This window comes from Granulicella pectinivorans (assembly GCF_900114625.1).
Lineage (GTDB): Bacteria > Acidobacteriota > Terriglobia > Terriglobales > Acidobacteriaceae > Edaphobacter > Edaphobacter pectinivorans.
Genome location: NZ_FOZL01000001.1, coordinates 179180 through 198389 on the forward strand (window position 1 = coordinate 179180; position 19210 = coordinate 198389).

Here is a 19210-nt window from a genome sequence, read left to right on the forward strand (position 1 = left end):
CTATACGAGCTTGTGGAGTTCTTCGTCTTCCACTTCGAGGACCTTCTTCTCTGGAATGGGTTGCGCCGGCTTCTCTTCGATGGCTGCGACCGGCAGGGGTGCCGTCGCGACGGGCTTCGTCTGCTTCAAGGCAGCGATAAAGACAGGCGCCTCGTAGCCAGCGTTGATCGCTGCCGTGCGGAGTGTGCGTAACTGCTGCTGCAGGGCGATCACATCGTCCGGGGTGGGACGGATGGTGAGCAGGGGCAGGGACATCCACCAGAAGAGCTGCTCGACGCTTTCCTTGTTGAAGTAGATCCTGCCTTCGGACTCATTGAAGCCAGCGAGCCACTGCACGTCGGGGTCGCTCCAGAAGGTCTCCTGATGGCAGGCGTGGCCTGTGGTTGTTTCGATGCCGAGGAGAAGGCGAACGCGGGCGGCAGCGCGCCATGTGTTTTCGTGGCTGATGCCGAGAGCGGCAAAGGCCGAGGCCAGGGCAGAGCGCAGTTCGAGGCGGTCGAAGAGCTCGATGCGCTTGGCCGGCTTTGGTGCGAGGTGGAGGAGGATGTTGTAGGCGAGGACCGGCGCCCAGAGTTGAACGCTCGATTCCGCGGCTCGTCCCATGGGCAAGACGTGGGTGACCTCGGAGCCTTCGGTCGGGATCTTCACAAGCGGCAGAGCGAGGATAGCTTTGAGCGTCGCGGCAAAGCTGCTGGGTGGCGCGACGGTCTCGCCGAGGCTCTTGACCGCGGCAAAGAGTTCCGTAGCGGCATGTTCGATGGGCTCGAGTGTTTCAGGCTTGATGTCGCCATGCGCGGCGTCGACGATGCGATCGATGTTCGAGGAGTGCAGGAGACGTCCGATGGCCTCTTCAACGGTGCGCAGACGAAGCTTCTTCAGTTCGTCGTTCAGGTTCAATACGCCTTCGCCATGGAGGGCGTTCGCGAGTTGGTCCCAGGGCTCGGCGGCGGTCGCATGCAGTTCGCGCCAGTCGAGCAGCACGACGTACTGATAGCCGCGCAGAGGCAGGGTGATTCCCTGCTCGCGGAGCTCGTGCGTCCAGCGCAGGAACTCCAGATCGCTGGCGGTGTCCTTGTAGGCGATGAGGGCGTCGTCTCCCCAGGGCAGGCGGATGGCGTCGCCGAGGGTCTCGCCGTGCATGGAGCCCGAGGCCTTGTCCATCTGCTCGACCGACCAATGGATGGTGCCGTAGGTGCTCTGGTAGGCGTTGTTGAAGAGGATGACGGCGCGGCGTGATCCCTCGCGGTTGGAGAAGGCGAAGACGTTCTCGTCGACGCCGTGGTCCGTGTTGAAGTCGTACATGCGGAAGTATGTGGACTCGGCGAAGAGGCTTCGGTCCTTGAGCATGGGCATGATCTCGCGCTGGTGGCGGGCGACGAGATGCTCATTGGGCCACTCGTCCTGCTTGGCCTGCTTGTACTCCATGCCGTAGCGCTCGGTGTAGCCTTCGATCTGGCCGTGACCGAACATGGGCAGGCCGGGGAGCGTGGCCATGAGGGTGCAGCAGCCGAAGTACTTGTCGCCGTCGCCGAACTGGTCGATGGCAGTGCGCTCGTCGGGGTTGGACATGAAGTTGACGTAGCGCTTGAGGATGTCGGGATCGAACTCGATGGTCTTCTTGAGGTAGCTGCGGTACTTGGCGTTCTCTTCATCGCGCAGCATGTTCATGAACGCCGAGTTGTAGACGCGGTGCATGCCGAGGGTGCGGACGAAGTAGCCTTCGAGCAGCCAGAAGGCTTCAGCGAGAAGAAGCGTGCCGGGGACTTCGACGGCGACGCGGTCGACGACTTCGCGCCAGAACTCGTGCGGCATGAGGGCGTCGAATTCTTCATTGGTCATCGCGTTTTCGGCGCGCGATGGGATCGACTTCCCTTCTCCGGGCAGCGGGAACCAGAGGCGCTGGACGTGCTTCTTGGCGAGCGTCATGGCGGCGTCGAAGCGGATGATGGGGAAGAGTTTCGCGACCTCGAGGATGGTCTTGATGACCTGCTCGCGGACATACTCCTTCGAGTAGTCGAGCTGCGCGGTGTCGTTCCAGGCGAAGGTGGTGCCGTCGTTGCCATGGTAGACGTAGTCGACGTGGCCGTTGCGCTGCTTGAGCTGGAAGACGACGGCGGCGTCGGTCTGGTCGAAGTAATGGTCTTCGATGCGGATCTCGACGCGCGAGTCGGGCGAGAGGTTGGGTCCTTCGAAGCGATAGACGGGGAATGGGCTCTCGGGGCGCGAGACGAACCAGTCTGGATGCTCGATGACCCAGGTAGAGTCGATCCCCATGTGGTTGGGCACCATGTCGGAGGCGAGCCGGATGCCGGCGCGACGGGCACGGTCGCGGAGGACTTCGTAAGCGTGTTCGCCACCGAGGTCTTCGGCGATGCGGTAGTCGCGGAGCGAGTAGGCGGAGGCGACGGCATCGTGCTGGCCGCGCATGCGCTTGATGGTCTGCGAGGCGACGGAGCGCTCCCAGAGGCCGATGAGCCAGAGGCCGTTCATGCCGCGGCCGGCCATGGTGTCGAGCTCTTCCTGGGGGATCTGGTCGAGACGATGGATGTGGCGCTTGTACTGCTTCGAAAGCTGCTCGAGCCAGACGTAGGTGCTCTTGGCCATGAGGACGACAGTGGGCATCCAGGCGTCGTCGGTCGAGAAGGCCTCGTATTCGTTGACGGTGGGCTGCTGGGTGCCGGAGGCGGCGAGTTCGGCGAGGCGCTTTTCGCGTTCGGTGCGCAGGTCTTCGAAGCCCCGGTACTCGTCCCCGGAGAAGCCGAACATGCCGTAGTCGGGTTTGCCCTGCTCGGTGAAGCCGGCGTGATGGAGGGTGTCGGCCGGGTGGTGCCGCATCCAGATGGCGATTCCCTCTTCGCGCAGCGTGTCGACGGCGAGGAGGACGGCGCGGAGCTTCTCGCCGATATACGGGACCCAGTGCTCGCGAATGTAGTCGAGCTGCCCGGTGAGGTCGTCGGGCGAGGCGAGCATGGGAGCCCTGAGGACGTCGAGGAGGGTACCCTCGTCCTCGATCTTCGGACGGGTGGCGAAATAGTCCGGCAGGGTGCTGGTCGCGGTCTTGTAGATCGTCTGGCCGGCGAGGGCGCTGTCGTTGAAGAGCTCGTTGAAGGACTTGTAGGCGGGATTCTGGTTGGCAAGCCAGAGAAGAAGCATCTCCTCGAGTTCGGCCTCGCGGTTGGGTACGCCGTCGATAGAGCTGGCGAGCCAATCGGCCACGGTGAGGTCGCCGCGGTTGACGGCTACGTTCGGAAACTGGGTGGTGAAGGCGGTCAGAAGGGATTCCACCTGCTCCGGCGTGGCCCTGGCGGTGAACCACTGGAGGGCGGCGGGCAGAACGTCGGGGTCGATGTTCTCGCGGTACCTGGCGATGAGGGCGTGACTGAGCTCGTCGATGAGGCCCATGGCGAAGAGCGAGCCGGCGTTGACGACATCGGCGGCGGGGTCTTCGGCCTGGCGGACCTCTGTCATGCGCTGTGCGAGTTTGCGACTGGCGAGTACGTCCGCGAAGACGACATTGCCGATGTAATCGAAAAGGGCTTCGTCGACGCCGTACCGGCTGCGTGCCGCACGCGAGATATGAAACTCCATGACCGTTCGCCTCTGCTGATGATCTTAGACGGTCTGTGTTGCGCCGTCTTTTAGATAGATGCAGGAAATGGGTGGGTTCTGATGAATTGCGGAAACCAGCCTCATTTGGGGCGAATTCCGGTTGGCTACTTGACGAATTGGCGTCGCAAGACTTCGTCAACCGTTGACTGCCAGCCCTTGCATGATGTCAAGTGAGCACGTGAAGTGAGATATCATGCGGGTCTCCCGACGGCCGGCAACGGGTTCAGTTCTCGACCATCGGGAGGACCACGCGAAGCACTAAAAAGGCGTGGGAACGCCCGCCGCCCGCGCAAGGCACTTTTAAGCGGCGGCCTCGGCTTTGAGCTTTTCGGCCGTGTAATGCGCGATCAGAGCGTCGATGGTGGGCTGGAGCTGACCTTCCATCACCATGCCCAGGTTGTGGTTCGTCAGGCCGATGCGGTGGTCGGTGAGGCGGTTCTGCGGGAAGTTGTAGGTGCGGACCTTCTCGGAACGGTCTCCGGAGCCGACCTGGGCCTTGCGGTCCTTGGCCTGGATCTGGTGAATCCGCTCGGCTTCCACCTCGTAGAGGCGGGCGCGGAGGACGCGCATGGCCTTTTCGCGGTTCTTGATCTGCGACTTCTCGTCCTGGCAGCTCACGACGGTCTGGGTGGGCAGATGGGTGATGCGGATGGCCGAATAGGTGGTGTTGACCGACTGTCCGCCGGGGCCGGAGGAGCAGAAGGTATCGATGCGCAGGTCCTTGGCTTCGATCTTGATGTCGACCTCGTCCTGCTCCGGGAGAACGGCGACCGTAATGGCGGAGGTGTGGACGCGGCCCTGGGTCTCGGTGGCGGGGACGCGCTGCACGCGATGGACGCCGGACTCATACTTCATCTGCGAGTAGACCTTTTCGCCTTCGAAGATAGCGGTGACGTCCTTGAGGCCGCCACCGACGCCGGATTCGGACTCGGAGAGGACTTCTACCTTCCATTTATGCTGCTCGGCGAAGCGGAGATACATGCGGAAGACCTCGGAGACGAAGAGCGCGGCCTCGTCTCCGCCGGTGCCGGCGCGGAGCTCGATGACGATGTTCTTGTCGTCGTTGGGGTCTTTGGGAAGGAGGAGGACCTTGAGCTGTTCCTCGACCGGACCGAGCCTGGGCTCGAGGGAGGCGAGCTCTTCCTCGGCCATCTCGCGCATATCGGGGTCGGCGAGCATGGCCTTGGCCTCGGCGATGCCGTTCTTGATCGTTCTGTACTCGCGGAACTTCTCGACGGTCGGTTCGAGGTCGCGATGCTGCTTGGCGGTGGCCTGGAACTTCTTCTGGTCGTTGACGAGGGTGGGGTCGGAGAGCTGGACTCCAAGCTCTTCGTAGCGGGCTTCAAGCTGGTCGAGGCGGTCAAACATGGGATGACTCCTCCTGCGTGGGTGCAGGGCGTTTTATTTCAGTATGTCGTGAGGGGGAGGGTGCGCGTCAGGCGCAGCTAGGCAAAGTCGTGACGCGGGGCAACGGTGGCACGGCCGGAGGTGGCCGCGACGTGCCGGTACGAATTGTTTGCCTTATCCATCACACTTTAGATGGTACAGCGGACCAAGAAGGTTCGGGAAGCATCCTTAGTGGAGAATGCAGGTTTCAGGGGTTAAACGCATGGTACTGTTCAACGCGGTGGCGACGCTGGCGGACTTTCTGGCCGGAGAGGGTAGCCGCCTGAAGAAGAGGGCGGCGATCGCCGAGGCGATAGCCGCGGCGGAGGCTGAGGATCCGGGAGGCGAAGGCTCGGGGCTGTTTGCGCAGTATCTCGCCGGACTGCCATTTGCGGAGGCCGATCCACGCAAGTTGAACGCAGGCGGGGCTTTGTTGACGAAGGCCATGCTGAAGGCGACCGGGGCGACGGATGCGGCGCTGACGGCAGCGTACCGGCGTCATGGCGATCTGGGAGCGGCGGCTTTCGAGCTGATGCAAGGTGTCTCCCGGGCGGCTTCGCTTTCGCTTGGTGAGGTCTGCGCGGCCTTTGGGGCGATGGCGACGGCGAGGACCACGGCGGCGCGGGCGGCAACGCTCGATGGATTGCTGGACCGGGGGACGCCGGCGGAGGTGAAGTACCTGGTGAAGCTGATGCTGGGCGACATGCGGATTGGGGTGAAGCAGAGCCTGGTGGAAGAGGCGATTGCGGTCGCGGCCGGTGCGGAGGTCGGCGCGGTGCGGCATGCGGTGATGCTGGAGGCCGATCTCGCGGATGCGACGCGGAGGGCGTTCGATGGAACGCTGGGCGAGGCGCGGATGAGGCTGTTTCACCCGCTGGGATTCATGCTCGCCAGCCCGGTCGAGACGCCGGAGGAGGCGGTGGAGCGCTTTACGGCGAAACCGGAGAAGGTCGCCAAGCCCAAGAAGGGCAAGAAGGCTGCGGACGAAGCGGAGCTCGACGAAGGCGTTGAGGCGGCGCCCGTTTCTGCGGAGGCTCGGCCCGTCGAGGCGTTTCTCGAGGACAAGTACGACGGCATGCGGGCGCAGATTCACTGTGGCGATCTGGCGGAGCCGGGCCGGGTGGCGATCTATTCTCGCAACCGCGAGGACATTACGGAGAGCTTTCCGGAGCTGGAAGAGGCGTTTGCGGCGGTGCTGCCGGATGTGGATGGGCCGATGATTCTGGATGGGGAGATTCTGGCCTGGGACTACAAGGACTCGCGGGCGCTGCCGTTCGCGGTGCTGGGAACGAGGATTGGGCGGAAGAGGGTCTCCAACGAGGTGCGGACGCAGGTTCCGGCGGTGTTCATGGCGTTCGACCTGCTGTATGCCAAGGGCGAACTGCAACTGGAGCATCCGCTGCGCGTGCGACGGAACCGGCTGGAGACGATTGTGGAGCAGATGGTCGACCGGGTCGTTTCGCCATTCGCGGTGGACGAGCGGGAGAAGGGGCGACAGCAGGTGATGTTTCTGGGGGAAAAGGACGCGGGTGTGGCTCGGCTGATGCTTTCGCCGTCGCGGCTGGTGGAGAGTGCGGAGGATATCGATCGCGCTTACGCCGATGCGCGTGCCCGGGCAAATGAGGGCGTGATGCTGAAGGCGGCGGACTCGGCCTATCTGCCGGGGCGGCGTGGCTTGGCATGGGTGAAGCTGAAGCGGGAGCTGGCGACGCTGGATGTAGTCATCACGGGGGCTGAGTATGGGCATGGACGGCGGGCGACGCTGCTGAGCGACTACACGTTTGCCGTGCGCGGTCCGGGCGGGGAGCTGCTGAATGTGGGCAAGGCGTACTCGGGCGTGACGGACGCAGAGATTCTGGAGCTAACCGAGAGCCTGAAGGCCCATACGCTCGAAGACCGTGGGCACTTCCGGACGGTCGAGCCGCTGATCGTGCTGGAGGTGGCGTTCAACAACATTATGCGCAGCGGGCGGCATGCGAGCGGGTTTGCGCTGCGGTTTCCACGCATCCTGCGTCTCCGCACGGATAAGCCGGTGGAAGAGATCGATACGCTGGAGCGGGTGGAGGAGGTCTATCTGAGCCAAGTGGATCGGCCTGTGGAGAGTTGAGCCGGGGGTGCTAGGCTTTCTTTATGAAGGTTTTGGTCATTGGCGGTGGTGGTCGGGAGCACGCGCTTTGCTGGGCTCTGAAGCGTTCGAAGCGGGTCAGCGAAGTGGTGTGCGCGCCGGGCAATGGCGGCATCAGCTATGTGGCGCGGTGTGAGGCGGTGCATGTCGCCTCTGTGGCAGAGATGGTGGCGCTGGTGGAGCGTGAGCAGCCCGGCATGACGGTCGTGGGGCCGGAGGTCCCGCTGGCGGTGGGCGTGGTGGATGCGCTGGAGGCGAAGGGCTTCAAGGTCTTCGGGCCGACGCAGGCGGCGGCGCAGCTTGAATCGAGCAAGGGTTTTGCCAAGGATTTCATGGCTCGGCAGGGTATTCCGACGGCGGCGTATGCGGTGTGCGGGACGCCGGAGGAGGTCGCCGCGGCGCTTGCGAAGATGGGCGCTCCGGTGGTGGTGAAGGCCGATGGCCTGGCTGCGGGCAAGGGCGTGGTGATCTGCGAGACGGTGGAGCAGGCGCAGGCCGAGGCGGATGCGATGCTCGCGGGAAGGGTTCCGGGGGTGCAGGCGGATCGCGTGGTCGTCGAAGAGTTTATGGAAGGGCCGGAGGTCTCGTTCTTCGCCGTGAGCGACGGCAAACAGGCGGTTACGGTCGGCGTCGCGCAGGATCATAAGCGTGTGGGCGAGGGCGACACGGGGCCGAATACAGGGGGCATGGGCGCGTACTCGACCGATACGCTGATCTCGGGCGAGATGCGCGAGTGGCTGCTGAAGAACGTCGCCCAGAGGACCGTCGATGGCATGGCGCGGGAGGGCGTGCCGTTCAAGGGTGTGCTGTTCTGCGGGATCATGCTGACGAGCGCCGGGCCGAAGGTGCTGGAGTTCAATACGCGCTTCGGCGATCCGGAGACGCAGGCGCTGATGCTGCGGCTGAGATCGGATGTGCTGGACCTGATCGAGTGGTCGGTGGATGGGGGCGCAATCCCGAAGGTGGAGATGAAGCCGGGGGCGAGCGTCTGCGTGATTGCGGCCAGCGCGGGTTATCCGGGCAGCTATGAGAGCGGCTTTCCGATTACGGGTGCGACGACCTTTGCGGACTGGGAGGGCTCGGTCGAGCTGTTTCACTCGGGGTCGGCGGTGCGCGACGGTCAGCTTGTGACGGCAGGGGGCCGTGTGCTGGGCATGACGGCCACGGGGCCGGACCTGAAGGAGGCCCTGGGACGCGCCTACACCTCGCTGGCACAGGTGTCGTTCGAAGGGATGCAGTTCCGGCGGGATATCGGTTGGCGGGCGACGGCAGACTAGCTGGTTCACGGGTGCCCCACGTCTCAAAATCGAGACATAAGGCACCCGCCTCTGTGGCGTACTACAGCGTTTTGAGGTCGAGGACGAAGCGGTACTTCACGTCACTCTTGACGACGCGATCGTAGGCCTCGGCGACCTTGTCCATGGGGATCAGTTCGATCTCCGCGACGATGTCGTGCTCGGCGCAGAAGTCGAGCATCTCCTGGGTCTCCTTCATGCCGCCGATGGAGGATCCGGAGAGTGAGCGGCGGTTGGTGACCATGGCGAAGGGATGCACGGGCAGAGGGATTTCCGGCAGGCCTACCAGACAGCAGACGCCGTTGATGCGTAACAGGTTGAGGTAGGCGTTGATGTCATGGGGGGCGGAGACGCAGTCGAGGATGAAGTCGAACTTGCCCTTCAGCGCATCCATCGCGGCCTGATCCTTGCTGATGACGACCTTGTCGGCTCCGAGACGGAGCGCGTCGGCCTCCTTGCCGGCCGATGTCGTGAAGAGCGTGACCTCGGCACCGAAGGCGTGGGCGAACTTGAGGCCCATGTGACCGAGACCGCCGAGACCGACGATGCCGACCTTCATGCCCGGACCGACCTTCCAGTGCTTCAGTGGGCTGTAGGTGGTGATGCCCGCGCAGAGCAGAGGCGCAACAGCAGCCAGCTTTGGTTCGAGACTCGCCGCGATGGCGTTGACGTAACGCTCATCCACCACGATGTTGTTCGAGTAGCCGCCGTGGACGAGCACGCCGTCGTAGCCGAGCGCGTTGTAGGTGCCGACGAAGCCTTTTTCGCAATAAGCCTCTTCGTCCGCCCTGCAGTTGTCGCAGACGCGGCAGGAATCGACCAGCACGCCGACACCGGCCAGGTCGCCTTCCTTGAAGCGCTTGACCTCGCTGCCGACGGAGAGGACGCGGCCGACGATCTCGTGGCCGGGGACCATGGGGTACATCGCGTTGTGCCACTCATCTTTGACCTGGTGGATGTCGGAGTGACAGATGCCGCAGAATTCGATGGCGACGACGACGTCGGACGGACCGGGGTCGCGGCGTTCGAAGCTGAAGGGCGCGAGACCGGAGGTGGGTGACTGGGCGGCGTAACCTTTGGAAGAGAGCATTGTTTGTCCTTTGTGGCTAGGTGATGGTGGCGAGATCGAGGATTGCATCCCCTCCCCGATTTAAGGGATCAAAGTCTTCAAAAATATAAGCTTCGGTCTGGACCTGGGTGCCCGGATCTTCTCTGGGGGGACAGGCGTTATTGCGGTTTGCGTGGGATGGAGAGTTGGGCCGGCGCATCGACATGATAGGTCGTCGAAAAGTTGCGCTGGTTGATGCCAAGACTGAGACGACCGCGGGAATCGATGTAGAAGAGCGGCTTGCCGACGGGAACATCCGCGAATGTTTTGACGAATGGGAAGGTGTAGACGGTACCGGCGAGCTTGACGGGGATGATGTCGCCAATACGGTAGCCAAGCTGCGCGAAGGTCTCGGCGGGGACGTTGAGGACCAGGTTGCCGAATGGGCCGTCGGTGCCGATGACCTCCGCGCTGAGCCCGGCCGGGCTGAGGGTGGCGTTGTGGAGGTCGAGCCGGACGAGCGTGGCTGGGTCGATGGCGGGTCCGGCCTGCGTCCAGTCGTCGCCGCGGGCGAGGTGCGCACCGGCGGGCGAGAAGATGTCGCGTCCGTGGAAGGTGGAGGAGAGTTTCGCGCCGATCATCCAGGCGGGATTAGTGATCTCGCGGACGCCATCGATGCCGTCGCGGTCCTGTACCAGCGTGAGGAGGCCGTTATCCGGGAGCACGAAGTACTGGCCTACTTTGGAATGCGCGATGATGGCCTTGCGCTTGCTGCCGACCGTGGGGTCGATGACGGCGACGAAGACCGCATCTTTCGCGAAGTAGGGGGAGGATCCGGCGAGAAAGCGGGCGGCCTCGGCGATGCTGTAGGGCGTGACCTGGTGGGTGATGTCGATGATGCGCACGCCGGGGGCGACGCCTTCCATGACGGCCTTGCAGATGCCGACAGCGTCGTCGCGGACGTCGAAGTCGGTCATAAAACCGATCGTCTTGTGCTGCTGCTGTGCAGGGGCGCCGGCGACGAGTAACAACAGGGGTAGGAAGATGCGTCGGAGGTTCACGTTCGGGGACTCCTGTCGGGGAATGCTGTTGCCATCATACAAAGGAGTCCCCGTGCGGTTAGCGTGCATGGGCCCGAGACCCTCGCTCGAGCACTTCAGCTCGGGCGCGTCGTCGAGCGGGGCACGACGACCCAGACGGAGGTGAGAGGGCGGCGAGGGTCGGTGGTCGCCATCCAGCGGCGAACGAGGTGGGTCGCGGGACGCGCGACGTAGAGGGTACGGGTCATGATGTCCTCCCTGGCCACGGACGGGGGCGCGGACGCGAGGCTTGCTGAGCACGCGGCCCGTGTGGCGTTGGAATTTTGCAGGGGGAGTGTGTGGCTTCGTCCGTCATGATGGACGGATGGGGCTCACGCGCTCTCGGTCACAGGTCGTATGCTGTGAGGAGCGGTGAGGAGGTCGCTCGATGCGGCGTCCGGAACGCTAGTCACAGCACAGGGTACTTGGAGGTTCTTGTGCGGACTCGATGTTCATGGGTCTTTCCGATTCTCCTTGCGCGGTCCTCTGCGTGTTCATTTTGTATCATATCCCCCTAGGGTATAGGAAGCGGACAACATGTCTCATTTCGACAAGGAAAAAGCCAAGCTCGTGGCGCGCATCAAGAGAATCCGGGGCCAGGTGGACTCGATCGAACGATCCCTGAGCACCGGCGACGACTGCGCGGACGTGCTGATGCTGCTGGCGAATGTGCGCGGAGGCATCAACAGCCTGATGGGCGAGGTGCTTGAAGACCACATCCGCCTGCACATGATGACGCCGGAGAAGAACGGCCTGCCCTCGCAGGAGCTAGCCGAGGACTTGATCGACCTGGTGCGCGCTTACCTGAAGTAGTCTCTCGTTGACTTCCGTACGGCGCGGGCTCTATCGTTTTCCGACCATGATTAAGCGTGCGGCGTGGGCGGTAGTGGGGACGATGGCGATGGCGGCCGGGGCGCAGCAGCGTCCGGCGATCACGGGCATCTCGTTTGTGCGTGTGTATGCGTCGAATCCTTCCGCTACGGGCGCTTTTTATGGGGGCGAACTGGGCTATGAGCGCTCGGTGGAAGGCGATCTGCAGCGCTTCCAGGTCAACGAGTTGCAGTCGATCGAGGTGGTTCCTTTGCCCTCGCCGGCTCCGCCCTCGCGGCAGGCCGCGGTGGGGTTGACGACACGGGATGTGAAGGCGATGGAGACGTATGTGAAGGCGCACGGCATCGCCGTTGTGGAGCCGATGAAGCGAGGGCGCTTCGCGGTGAAAGATCCCGAGGGCAACCTCATCTATTTTGTGCAGAGTGCGCCGATCAAGGGCGATATTTCGCCGCGCGCGGGTTCGCATCGGCTTATCCACGCTGGATTTATGGTGCGGGACGAGGCGAAGGAGCAGACCTTCTATCGCGATCTGCTGGGTTTCACTCCGTACTGGCGCGGAGGCCGCAGCGAAGATGGGCCGCCCGACTGGGTGTCGCAGCATGTGCCGGATGGGACGGACTGGATCGAGTACATGTTGAACGCCGCGCCTGTCCCGACACCGAAGTCGCTGGGCAGCATGGATCATCTCGCGCTTGGCGTGGAGCACATTGGGGATGCGGTCGCCGGACTGGCGCGCAACGGATGCGCCGACGCACAGTGCTCAAAGACGCAGATGGGACGCGACGGCAAGATGCAGTTGAACGAGTTCGACCCCGACCTGACGCGGGTGGAGTACATGGAGTTCAGGCCCAGCGGGACGACCTGCTGCTCGGTGCCGGTGGGCAAACATCCCACGGCTGTTGAAGACCGGTAAATGTTCTGCTGTTCTAATGGCTCATCATGATGATGCGTTTGCTGGCAGTATGGCTTGCGATGGCGGTGTGTGCGGGGGCGCAGACGACGCCGGACCCGATTGTGTTTGTGCATGGCAACGGCGATGACTCGGCCAAGTGGATCGGGATCATAGGGCTGTTCGAGTCGAATGGCTTTCCGGCGGACAGGCTGTATGCCGTACGGTTTACGAATCCCTCGGCCCGGACGCAGGATCATGTAGCTGAGGCTGGGCGGTCTTCGACGATCGACCAGGTGAGCGAGTTGAGCGCGACCGTGGCGCGGGCGTTGCTGGAGACGCACGCCAAGAAGGTAGTGCTGGTGGGCAGCAGCCGCGGCGGCATGACGATCCGCAACTACCTGCGCAATGCGGGTGGAAGCGCCGTCGTCTCGGCGGCGGTGCTGTGCGGTACGCCGAACCATGGGGTGTTTGCCGTGGGGACCGGGCTGGATGGTGAGTTCAATGGCAACGGAGACTTTCTGCGCGGGCTGAACGAGGGCAGCGAGGTCGTCGACGGGGTGCGCATGATGACGCTGCGGAGCGACAAGCTGGACAAGTTTGCGCAGCCGGATGGGCGGGCGGCCGGGCTGTTCGAGCATACGGGCGTGACCTTCGAAGGGCCTGCGTTGCAGGGGGCGGAGAACGTTGTCATCGCAGGTGCCGATCATCGCGAACTGGCGTTTACGCCACAGGCCTTCCGGCTGATGTACCGGTTTATTACGGGCAAGGACGCGGTGCAGGATAGGGTCACGGCGGAGGCGCATCCCGTGGTTTCGGGGCTGGTGACGGGCTTTGCGGGCAAGAATGCAACGAATCTTCCGGTGAGCGGTGTTCGGGTGCGGGTCTATCCGCTGGCGCGTGGATCGGCGCGTCGTGAGGGCGCGGCTCTCTATGACAGGACGACCGATGCCTCGGGAGTGTGGGGGCCGGTGGTGCTGGATTCCACGGTGGAGTATGAGTTTGAGCTGGAGGCAGCGGGGCACGACGTTTCTTACTTCAAAGCTCCGGTGCCGCGCTCGACGGCGCTGATGAATCTGCGGCTGGTTCCGGCGGCTGCCGACTCCGCGCGCGGCAAGGGTCATCTGCTGATTTCGCGGCCCGAAGGGTATTTTTCCGCCGGGCGGGATGCGGTGACGATCGACGGTGCGCTCACGAAGGATGAGCCGGCGGGGCTTCCGGTGAAGGACAGCTTCGTCGCGACCGTCCCCACGAAGGCCGACGGGGTGGCGGTCAGGCTGCGCGGCGAGACGATCTGGGCGCGGCCTTCGGAGGATTTTGCGACGAGGCTCGCGGTGGTGGACCTGCTCTGGTAGAGGGCGCATCCAACGGCATGGAGGTGCGGTATGCGGGTCTGGCGAGGGTTGATGGCGATGTGTCTGATGGCAGGCAGTGTGGGGGCGCAGACCTCTCTGCTGGTGCTGGCGAAGAAGGATCAGGCGCTGGCCATCGTCGATCCGGGGACGATGAAGGTGGTGGCCAAGGTTCCGGTCGGCGTGAATCCGCATGAGGTGATCGCCTCGGCCGATGGGCGAACGGCCTGGGTTTCGAACTACGACAACGGCTCGGCCCATACGATCACGGTCGTCGACCTTGCCACGCGGAAGGTTGTGAAGACGATCGACCTGGGGCCGGTGTGGGGGCCTCACGGCTTCTTCGTCGCCGACGGCAAGACGTACTTCACCGCTGAGCGCTCGAAGCTGATCGGGCGGATCGATCCGGCGACCGAGACGGTGGACTGGTTGCTGGGGACCGGGCAGGTGGGCACGCATATGCTGTGGGTGTCGCGGGATGGGAAGAAGGTTGTGACGGTGAATGTGGGGTCGGGTACGCTGAGCCTGCTGACGGAGCGAGCGCCGACGCCGGACTCCTATGCGCCGAAGATGCTCTCCAAGCAGGGAGGGACGACGACGCGGGGCAAGGGTGGGCCGGTGGCTCCGGACTGGGATGAGGCTGTCGTGAAGGTGGGGACGAAGCCGGAGGGGTTCGATGTGATCCCGGATAGCGACGGGAATCCCAAGACGATCTGGGTGGCCAATGCGGGTGAAGGGACGGTCTCGGTCGTCGACTTCGCGAGCCATGCGGTGACGAAGACGGTGGGCGTCGAGATGCCGGGGGCCAACCGGCTGCGCTTTACGCCGGACCATGCGACGGCACTGATCTCCGCGGATAAGAGCGCGACCGTCGCGGTGGTGGATGTGGCTTCGGCGACAGTGAAGACGCGCGTTCCGGTGGGCACGGGAGCCGCGGGCATTCTGATTCAGCCCGATGGGTCGCGGGCGTATGTGTCGTGCTCACCGGATAACTGGGTGACGGTCATCGACTTGAAGACGATGACCGTGGTGGGAAAGATACAGCCCGGGATTGAGCCGGATGGGCTGGCCTGGGCGGTTGGGAACTAAGCCAGCGCAGGCGCGGGCAGAATCTCCGACACGTCGATGACCTGCGTGGGGTACACGCCGGTGTAGCAGGCTGTGCAGAAGCTTGCCGGAGACATGCCCGTGGCGGGCTCGCCGGTGGTGCAGGAGTGAGTCAGGCCCACCAGCGACAGGTATGCGAGCGAGTCGGCCTCGATGTACTGGCAGATCTCTTCAAGCGACTTGCTGGCGGCGATGAGGTGCTCGGTCGAGGGCGTATCGACGCCGTAGAAGCAGGGCGAGATCGTCGGCGGGCAGGAGATGCGGAGATGAACCTCGGTGGCTCCGGCGGCACGGACCATGCGGACGATCTTGCGGCTTGTGGTCCCACGGATGATGGAGTCGTCGATCAGGATGACGCGCTTGCCTTCGAGCAGCGAGCGGTTCGGATTCAGCTTCATGCGGACGCCGAAATCACGCACGCGTTGGGTCGGTTCAATGAACGTCCGTCCGACGTAGTGGTTGCGGATGAGGCCGAAGTTGAACGGAACGCCGGACTCGGCGGCGTATCCCAGCGCGGCGGTAACGCCGGAGTCGGGGACGGGCACGATCAGGTCGGCTGGAACATGGGACTCGCGGGCGAGCTGGCGGCCCATCTCTTCCCTGCTCTGCTGAACCCAGCGGCCATAGATTTTTGAATCGGGACGGGCGAAGTAGACGTGCTCGAAGACACACGACTGACGCTCGACGCCCTTCTTGAAGAAGTGGCTGGTGACGCCGTCTTCGGAGACCATGACGAGTTCGCCCGGCTCGACATCGCGCTCGTACTTGGCGTGCAGGAGGTCGAAGGCACAGGTCTCGGAGGCGAAGACGATGGTGTCGGGTCCGCCGTTCGGTCCGATGATGCGGCCCATGGCGAGCGGTCGGAAGCCATGCGGGTCACGGGCGGCGAAGATGCGGTTGCGCGTCATCATGACGATGGAGAAGGCACCATCGACCTGCGCGAGCGACTCGGCGATGCAGTCGACCAGCGTGTGTCCCTTGGAGTGCGCGATGAGCTGCACGATGATCTCGGAGTCGGAGGTCGTCTGGAAGACTGCGCCATCTTTTTCGAGGCGCTGGCGGGAGTTGCCGAGGTTGGTGAGGTTGCCGTTGTGCGCGATGGCGATGAGGCCCTTGGTCGATTCGACCGAGATGGGCTGCGCGTTGAGCAGGGCCGAATCGCCTGTCGTCGAGTATCGGGTATGGCCGATGGCGATGTGGCCGGGAAGGCGTGCGAGAACGGGATCGGTGAAGATTTCGGAGACCAGTCCCATGCCCTTGAGATCGGTAATGGCGTTCTCTTCGGCACCGGTCGAGACGGCGATACCGGCCGACTCCTGCCCGCGATGCTGCTGCGAGTAGAGCCCCCAGTAGGTCAGGCGAGCGGCTTCGGGATGGTTGTAGACCGCCATGACGCCGCACTCTTCACCGAGCTTGTCGAAGGGGGTGTCGTCGTCTTCCAGTTCCAGGTTTTTCCTATCCAAGTCGAGGGGGGAGATCATGCGGTTACCTCGGCGGCGAGCTGGTTTGGGATGGCTTCGGTGTACGCGTTGCGCAGTTCAGGAATCGTCGTTGTGATGATGGGCTCTTCGTTGATCAGGATTTCAAAGCCCTCGTCCGCAACGGTGCCGACCGGGAACGCCCAGACTCCGGCGTGCTCGGCGATCACAGCGTTGACGGCGGCAAAATCCGAGGGGCGGCAGGTGGCGATGACGGAGGAGCCGACCTCGGAGAAGAGGCGCTCCTGAAGGGAGAACGCGCTGGCATCGGAGAGACGCATCGAGATACGTGCGCCGAGGTTGGCGGGGAAGCATGCGCGCGCGAAGGCGGCGGCACATCCGCCGTCGGAGAGATCGGCCGCGGAGGCGAGGAGGCGCTTGCCGGCAAGAGCGGCAAGAGCCTTATGCAGCGCGGCTTCTTCCGTGACGGAGAGCACGGGAGGCGCACCCCAAAGCGGGAGTCCAAGGCTCTGCGCGTAGGCCGTCGAGCCCATATCCTGCATGGCCTCGCGGCCTTCGCCGGTGATGGCGGAGACGAAGAGAATGAGGTCGCCGGACTGGCGGAAGCTGTTCGGGACGGCCTTGGTGACGTCGTCGAGGATGCCGACGATGCCGATGACCGGGGTGGGATAGATGCCTTCGCCTTTGGTCTCGTTGTAGAGCGAGACGTTGCCGCCGGTGACGGGCGTTCCGAGCGCCTTGCAGGCCTCGGCGATGCCGTCGATGGCTTCCGAAAGCTGCGCCATGATCTCGGGCTTTTCGGGGTTGCCGAAGTTCAGGCAGTTGGTCGCGGCGACGGGGAGCGCGCCGGTACAGGCGACCTTGCGGGCGGCCTCAGCGACCGCGTGCATGGCACCCAGCTTCGGGTTCAGATAGGTCCAGCGGCCATTGCCGGCGAGTGCCATGGCGAGGCCGCGCTCAGGAGCGGCATCCGCTTCCTGCTGGTTGAGCAAGGCAGCCTCGCCCTGCGGGGTGGAACCCGCGACGAGATTCTCCAGCTCGGCGAGGAGGCCCTTGTGGGCTGGGGCTTTGCCGGTGCCCTTGATGCGAATGACGCCGGCTTCGCCGCCCGGACCCTGAACCGTATTGGTCTGGACCATCGAGTCGTACTGCTCGTAGACCCAGCGCTTGTCGCAGATATTGGGGCTGGAGAGAAGCTTCTTGAGGTCTGCGGTGTAGTCGCGCGGCTGGTTGAGCACGGCGAGTGCTTCGGCTGGCGGATCGAGCGGAACGGGTGCCTTCCAGGTGCCGACGGGCCGGTGGTAGACCGGGGCTTCGTCGGTGAGGGCCTTGTTGGGGATCTCGGCGATCAGTTCGCCGTGGTGGAAGACGCGCATGACGTCGTCCGCGGTGACTGTGCCGACGATCGAAGCATCGAGGCCCCACTTGGTGAAGACGTCGAGGACCTCCTGCTCACGGCCCGCGTCGGCGACGAGGAGCATGCGCTCCTGCGACTCCGACAGCATGATCTCGTAGCTGGACATGCCGGTCTCGCGCTGGGGGACGAGGTCAAGCTCGATGGAGACGCCGAGTTCGCCGCGCGCACCCATCTCGCACGTGGAGCAGGTGAGGCCGGCGGCGCCCATGTCCTGAATGCCGAGCACTGCGCCGGTTGCCATGGCTTCGAGGCAGGCTTCCAGAAGAAGCTTTTCGAGGAACGGATCGCCCATCTGGACGTTGGGGCGCTTCTGCTCGGAGCCTTCGGTGAATTCTTCGGACGCCATGGTGGCACCATGGATGCCGTCGCGGCCCGTCTTGGCACCAACGTAGATGACGGGGTTGCCGACGCCGGTGGCCTTGGCATAGAAGATCTCGTCGATCTTCACCATGCCCAGGGCGAAGGCGTTCAGCAGAGGATTGCCGGAGTAACAGTTCTCGAAGCGGGTTTCGCCGCCGAGGTTCGGCACGCCGAAACAGTTGCCGTACCCGGCCACGCCGTGGACGACGCCTTGCATCGTGTGGCGGTTGCGGTGGTAGTCGGTATCCTCTTCCGCACTCTCACCCGGGGCGATCGGCCCGAAGCGGAGGGAATCCATCACCGCGAGGGGACGGGCGTTCATGGTGAAGATGTCGCGCAGGATGCCGCCGACACCCGTGGCTGCTCCCTGATAGGGCTCGATGTACGAGGGGTGATTGTGCGACTCGATCTTGAAGGCGCATGCCCAGCCGTCGCCGACGTCGATGATCCCGGCGTTCTCACCCGGTCCCTGCACGACCGAGCCGGGTCCGGTGAGGCGGTCGCCCTTAGTCGGAAGGCGCTTTAAATGGACGCGGGAGCTTTTGTACGAACAATGCTCGGACCACATCACCGAAAAGATGCCGAGTTCGGTGAGCGAGGGCACACGGCCCAGCTTCGCCTTCAGCGACTCGTATTCGTCGGGGGTAACGCTATGGGTTTTGAGCAGCGCGGGCGTAATGGTGCAGGGCGTCGGAACCTGTCCGGGGCGCATCGTGGGGAGATATTGGGGCTGAACGTGCTGGTTTGGCATGGCTCGCTCCTTCGATTGTCGCATGTCCGTCATTGGCCGGTGCTCCCGAACCCACCCGTGCTGCGCGGGGTTTCCTCAATCGTTTCCACCCACTCGAACGCCGCCTCGATGCGCTCGACGATGCGGAGCTGCGCGATGCGGTCGCCGGCCATCAGCGTCAGCGCGTGATCGGTCAGGTTGGTGAGCACCACCTTGATCTCGCCCCGGTACCCGGGATCGATCACGCCGGCCAATGTTGTCAGGCCTTTCACGGCGAGTCCGGAGCGATCTTCGACCAGGGCGCCATGCGTCGAGGGAAACTCGAGCGCAATCCCTGTGGGGACGGGGACCGTCTGACCCGGCTCGATCTTCCAGGTCGAGACGGAGTAGAGGTCCGCGGCGAGATCGCCGTAGGGGCCGGTATGGGCGTAGCGGGGGAGTTGGGCGGCGGGATGGATCTTCTGAACCTTGATCGTAGGCATTCCATCCCATTCTATGGCTCGCACCCGGTGGAGAACGAGGTCGCCAGCTAGAATCGAAGCC

At 64.0% G+C, this 19210-nt stretch carries 14 protein-coding genes; 6 read left to right on the forward strand and 8 right to left on the reverse strand.

The window, feature by feature from the left end; genetic code table 11:
- Both BM400_RS00730 and prfA read right to left on the reverse strand, forming a co-directional pair.
- On the reverse strand, positions 1-3588 hold the full coding sequence (locus tag BM400_RS00730; RefSeq protein WP_141223762.1) for an alpha-amylase family glycosyl hydrolase: 3588 nt from the start codon (positions 3586-3588) through the stop codon (positions 1-3).
- Between the two features lie 321 nt (positions 3589-3909).
- Entirely contained in the window at positions 3910-4977 is a 1068-nt protein-coding gene (gene prfA, locus BM400_RS00735) for a peptide chain release factor 1 (RefSeq protein ID WP_089835696.1), read from the reverse strand.
- Between the two features lie 241 nt (positions 4978-5218).
- Here prfA and BM400_RS00740 point away from each other — a divergent pair, with 241 nt between their 5' ends.
- Positions 5219-7102, forward strand: coding sequence for an ATP-dependent DNA ligase (locus tag BM400_RS00740; RefSeq protein ID WP_089835702.1), 1884 nt, complete (start codon positions 5219-5221; stop codon positions 7100-7102).
- 23 nt (positions 7103-7125) lie between these two features.
- Positions 7126-8397, forward strand: a complete 1272-nt coding sequence (purD, locus tag BM400_RS00745; protein ID WP_089835703.1) for a phosphoribosylamine--glycine ligase — start codon at positions 7126-7128, stop codon at positions 8395-8397.
- Positions 8398-8458: 61 nt separating this feature from the next.
- On the opposite strand, the gene BM400_RS00750 is transcribed toward purD, so the two are convergent.
- From BM400_RS00750 to BM400_RS22710, 3 genes are all read right to left on the reverse strand, one after another.
- Positions 8459-9505: an NAD(P)-dependent alcohol dehydrogenase gene (locus BM400_RS00750; protein ID WP_089835705.1), complete on the reverse strand. Its 1047-nt coding sequence runs from the start codon at positions 9503-9505 to the stop codon at positions 8459-8461.
- A gap of 137 nt (positions 9506-9642) precedes the next feature.
- Complete coding sequence (locus BM400_RS00755) at positions 9643-10524, reverse strand: SAM hydrolase/SAM-dependent halogenase family protein (RefSeq protein WP_245781608.1); 882 nt, start codon at positions 10522-10524, stop codon at positions 9643-9645.
- Between the two features lie 95 nt (positions 10525-10619).
- Positions 10620-10751 carry a hypothetical protein gene (locus BM400_RS22710; RefSeq protein WP_281245472.1) on the reverse strand — a complete coding sequence of 44 codons (132 nt, stop codon included), beginning with the start codon at positions 10749-10751 and terminating at the stop codon, positions 10620-10622.
- A 328-nt stretch (positions 10752-11079) separates the two neighbouring features.
- On the opposite strand from BM400_RS22710, the gene BM400_RS00760 reads away from it, so the two are divergent.
- Genes BM400_RS00760 through BM400_RS00775 form a run of 4 tightly spaced genes read left to right on the forward strand, consistent with a single transcriptional unit; the run spans position 11080 to position 14703 of the window.
- The gene (locus tag BM400_RS00760; protein WP_089835710.1) at positions 11080-11355 is read left to right on the forward strand and encodes a metal/formaldehyde-sensitive transcriptional repressor; all 276 of its coding nucleotides are present in this window, start codon (positions 11080-11082) and stop codon (positions 11353-11355) included.
- Positions 11356-11401: 46 nt separating this feature from the next.
- A complete protein-coding gene (locus tag BM400_RS00765; protein ID WP_141223763.1) occupies positions 11402-12286 on the forward strand; it encodes a VOC family protein in 885 nt (294 codons plus the stop codon).
- A gap of 26 nt (positions 12287-12312) precedes the next feature.
- Entirely contained in the window at positions 12313-13617 is a 1305-nt protein-coding gene (locus tag BM400_RS00770) for an alpha/beta fold hydrolase (RefSeq protein WP_089835715.1), read from the forward strand.
- Between the two features lie 30 nt (positions 13618-13647).
- Positions 13648-14703, forward strand: coding sequence for a beta-propeller fold lactonase family protein (locus tag BM400_RS00775; protein WP_089835717.1), 1056 nt, complete (start codon positions 13648-13650; stop codon positions 14701-14703).
- On the opposite strand, the gene purF is transcribed toward BM400_RS00775, so the two are convergent.
- The 3 genes from purF to dut are packed head-to-tail and all read right to left on the reverse strand — an operon-like array spanning position 14700 to position 19149.
- Positions 14700-16202: an amidophosphoribosyltransferase gene (gene purF / locus BM400_RS00780; RefSeq protein ID WP_089835720.1), complete on the reverse strand. Its 1503-nt coding sequence runs from the start codon at positions 16200-16202 to the stop codon at positions 14700-14702. The genes BM400_RS00775 and purF overlap by 4 nt on opposite strands.
- The gene (purL, locus tag BM400_RS00785; protein ID WP_089841330.1) at positions 16199-18688 is read right to left on the reverse strand and encodes a phosphoribosylformylglycinamidine synthase subunit PurL; all 2490 of its coding nucleotides are present in this window, start codon (positions 18686-18688) and stop codon (positions 16199-16201) included. Before purL ends, purF begins: the two co-directional genes overlap by 4 nt.
- Before the next feature lie 29 nt (positions 18689-18717).
- A complete protein-coding gene (gene dut / locus BM400_RS00790; RefSeq protein WP_089835722.1) occupies positions 18718-19149 on the reverse strand; it encodes a dUTP diphosphatase in 432 nt (143 codons plus the stop codon).
- Positions 19150-19210: the final 61 nt, after the last annotated feature.

What these genes read in the sequence shown, in the direction of transcription:
- BM400_RS00730 (WP_141223762.1), bottom strand. Translation starts at nt 3,588, where the DNA reads ATGGAGTTTCATATCTCGCGTGCGGCACGCAGCCGGTACGGCGTCGAC.
- prfA (WP_089835696.1), bottom strand. Translation starts at nt 4,977, where the DNA reads ATGTTTGACCGCCTCGACCAGCTTGAAGCCCGCTACGAAGAGCTTGGA.
- BM400_RS00740 (WP_089835702.1), top strand. Translation starts at nt 5,219, where the DNA reads ATGGTACTGTTCAACGCGGTGGCGACGCTGGCGGACTTTCTGGCCGGA.
- purD (WP_089835703.1), top strand. Translation starts at nt 7,126, where the DNA reads ATGAAGGTTTTGGTCATTGGCGGTGGTGGTCGGGAGCACGCGCTTTGC.
- BM400_RS00750 (WP_089835705.1), bottom strand. Translation starts at nt 9,505, where the DNA reads ATGCTCTCTTCCAAAGGTTACGCCGCCCAGTCACCCACCTCCGGTCTC.
- BM400_RS22710 (WP_281245472.1), bottom strand. Translation starts at nt 10,751, where the DNA reads ATGACCCGTACCCTCTACGTCGCGCGTCCCGCGACCCACCTCGTTCGC.
- BM400_RS00760 (WP_089835710.1), top strand. Translation starts at nt 11,080, where the DNA reads ATGTCTCATTTCGACAAGGAAAAAGCCAAGCTCGTGGCGCGCATCAAG.
- BM400_RS00765 (WP_141223763.1), top strand. Translation starts at nt 11,402, where the DNA reads ATGATTAAGCGTGCGGCGTGGGCGGTAGTGGGGACGATGGCGATGGCG.
- BM400_RS00770 (WP_089835715.1), top strand. Translation starts at nt 12,313, where the DNA reads ATGATGATGCGTTTGCTGGCAGTATGGCTTGCGATGGCGGTGTGTGCG.
- BM400_RS00775 (WP_089835717.1), top strand. Translation starts at nt 13,648, where the DNA reads ATGCGGGTCTGGCGAGGGTTGATGGCGATGTGTCTGATGGCAGGCAGT.
- purF (WP_089835720.1), bottom strand. Translation starts at nt 16,202, where the DNA reads ATGATCTCCCCCCTCGACTTGGATAGGAAAAACCTGGAACTGGAAGAC.
- purL (WP_089841330.1), bottom strand. Translation starts at nt 18,688, where the DNA reads ATGCCAAACCAGCACGTTCAGCCCCAATATCTCCCCACGATGCGCCCC.
- dut (WP_089835722.1), bottom strand. Translation starts at nt 19,149, where the DNA reads ATGCCTACGATCAAGGTTCAGAAGATCCATCCCGCCGCCCAACTCCCC.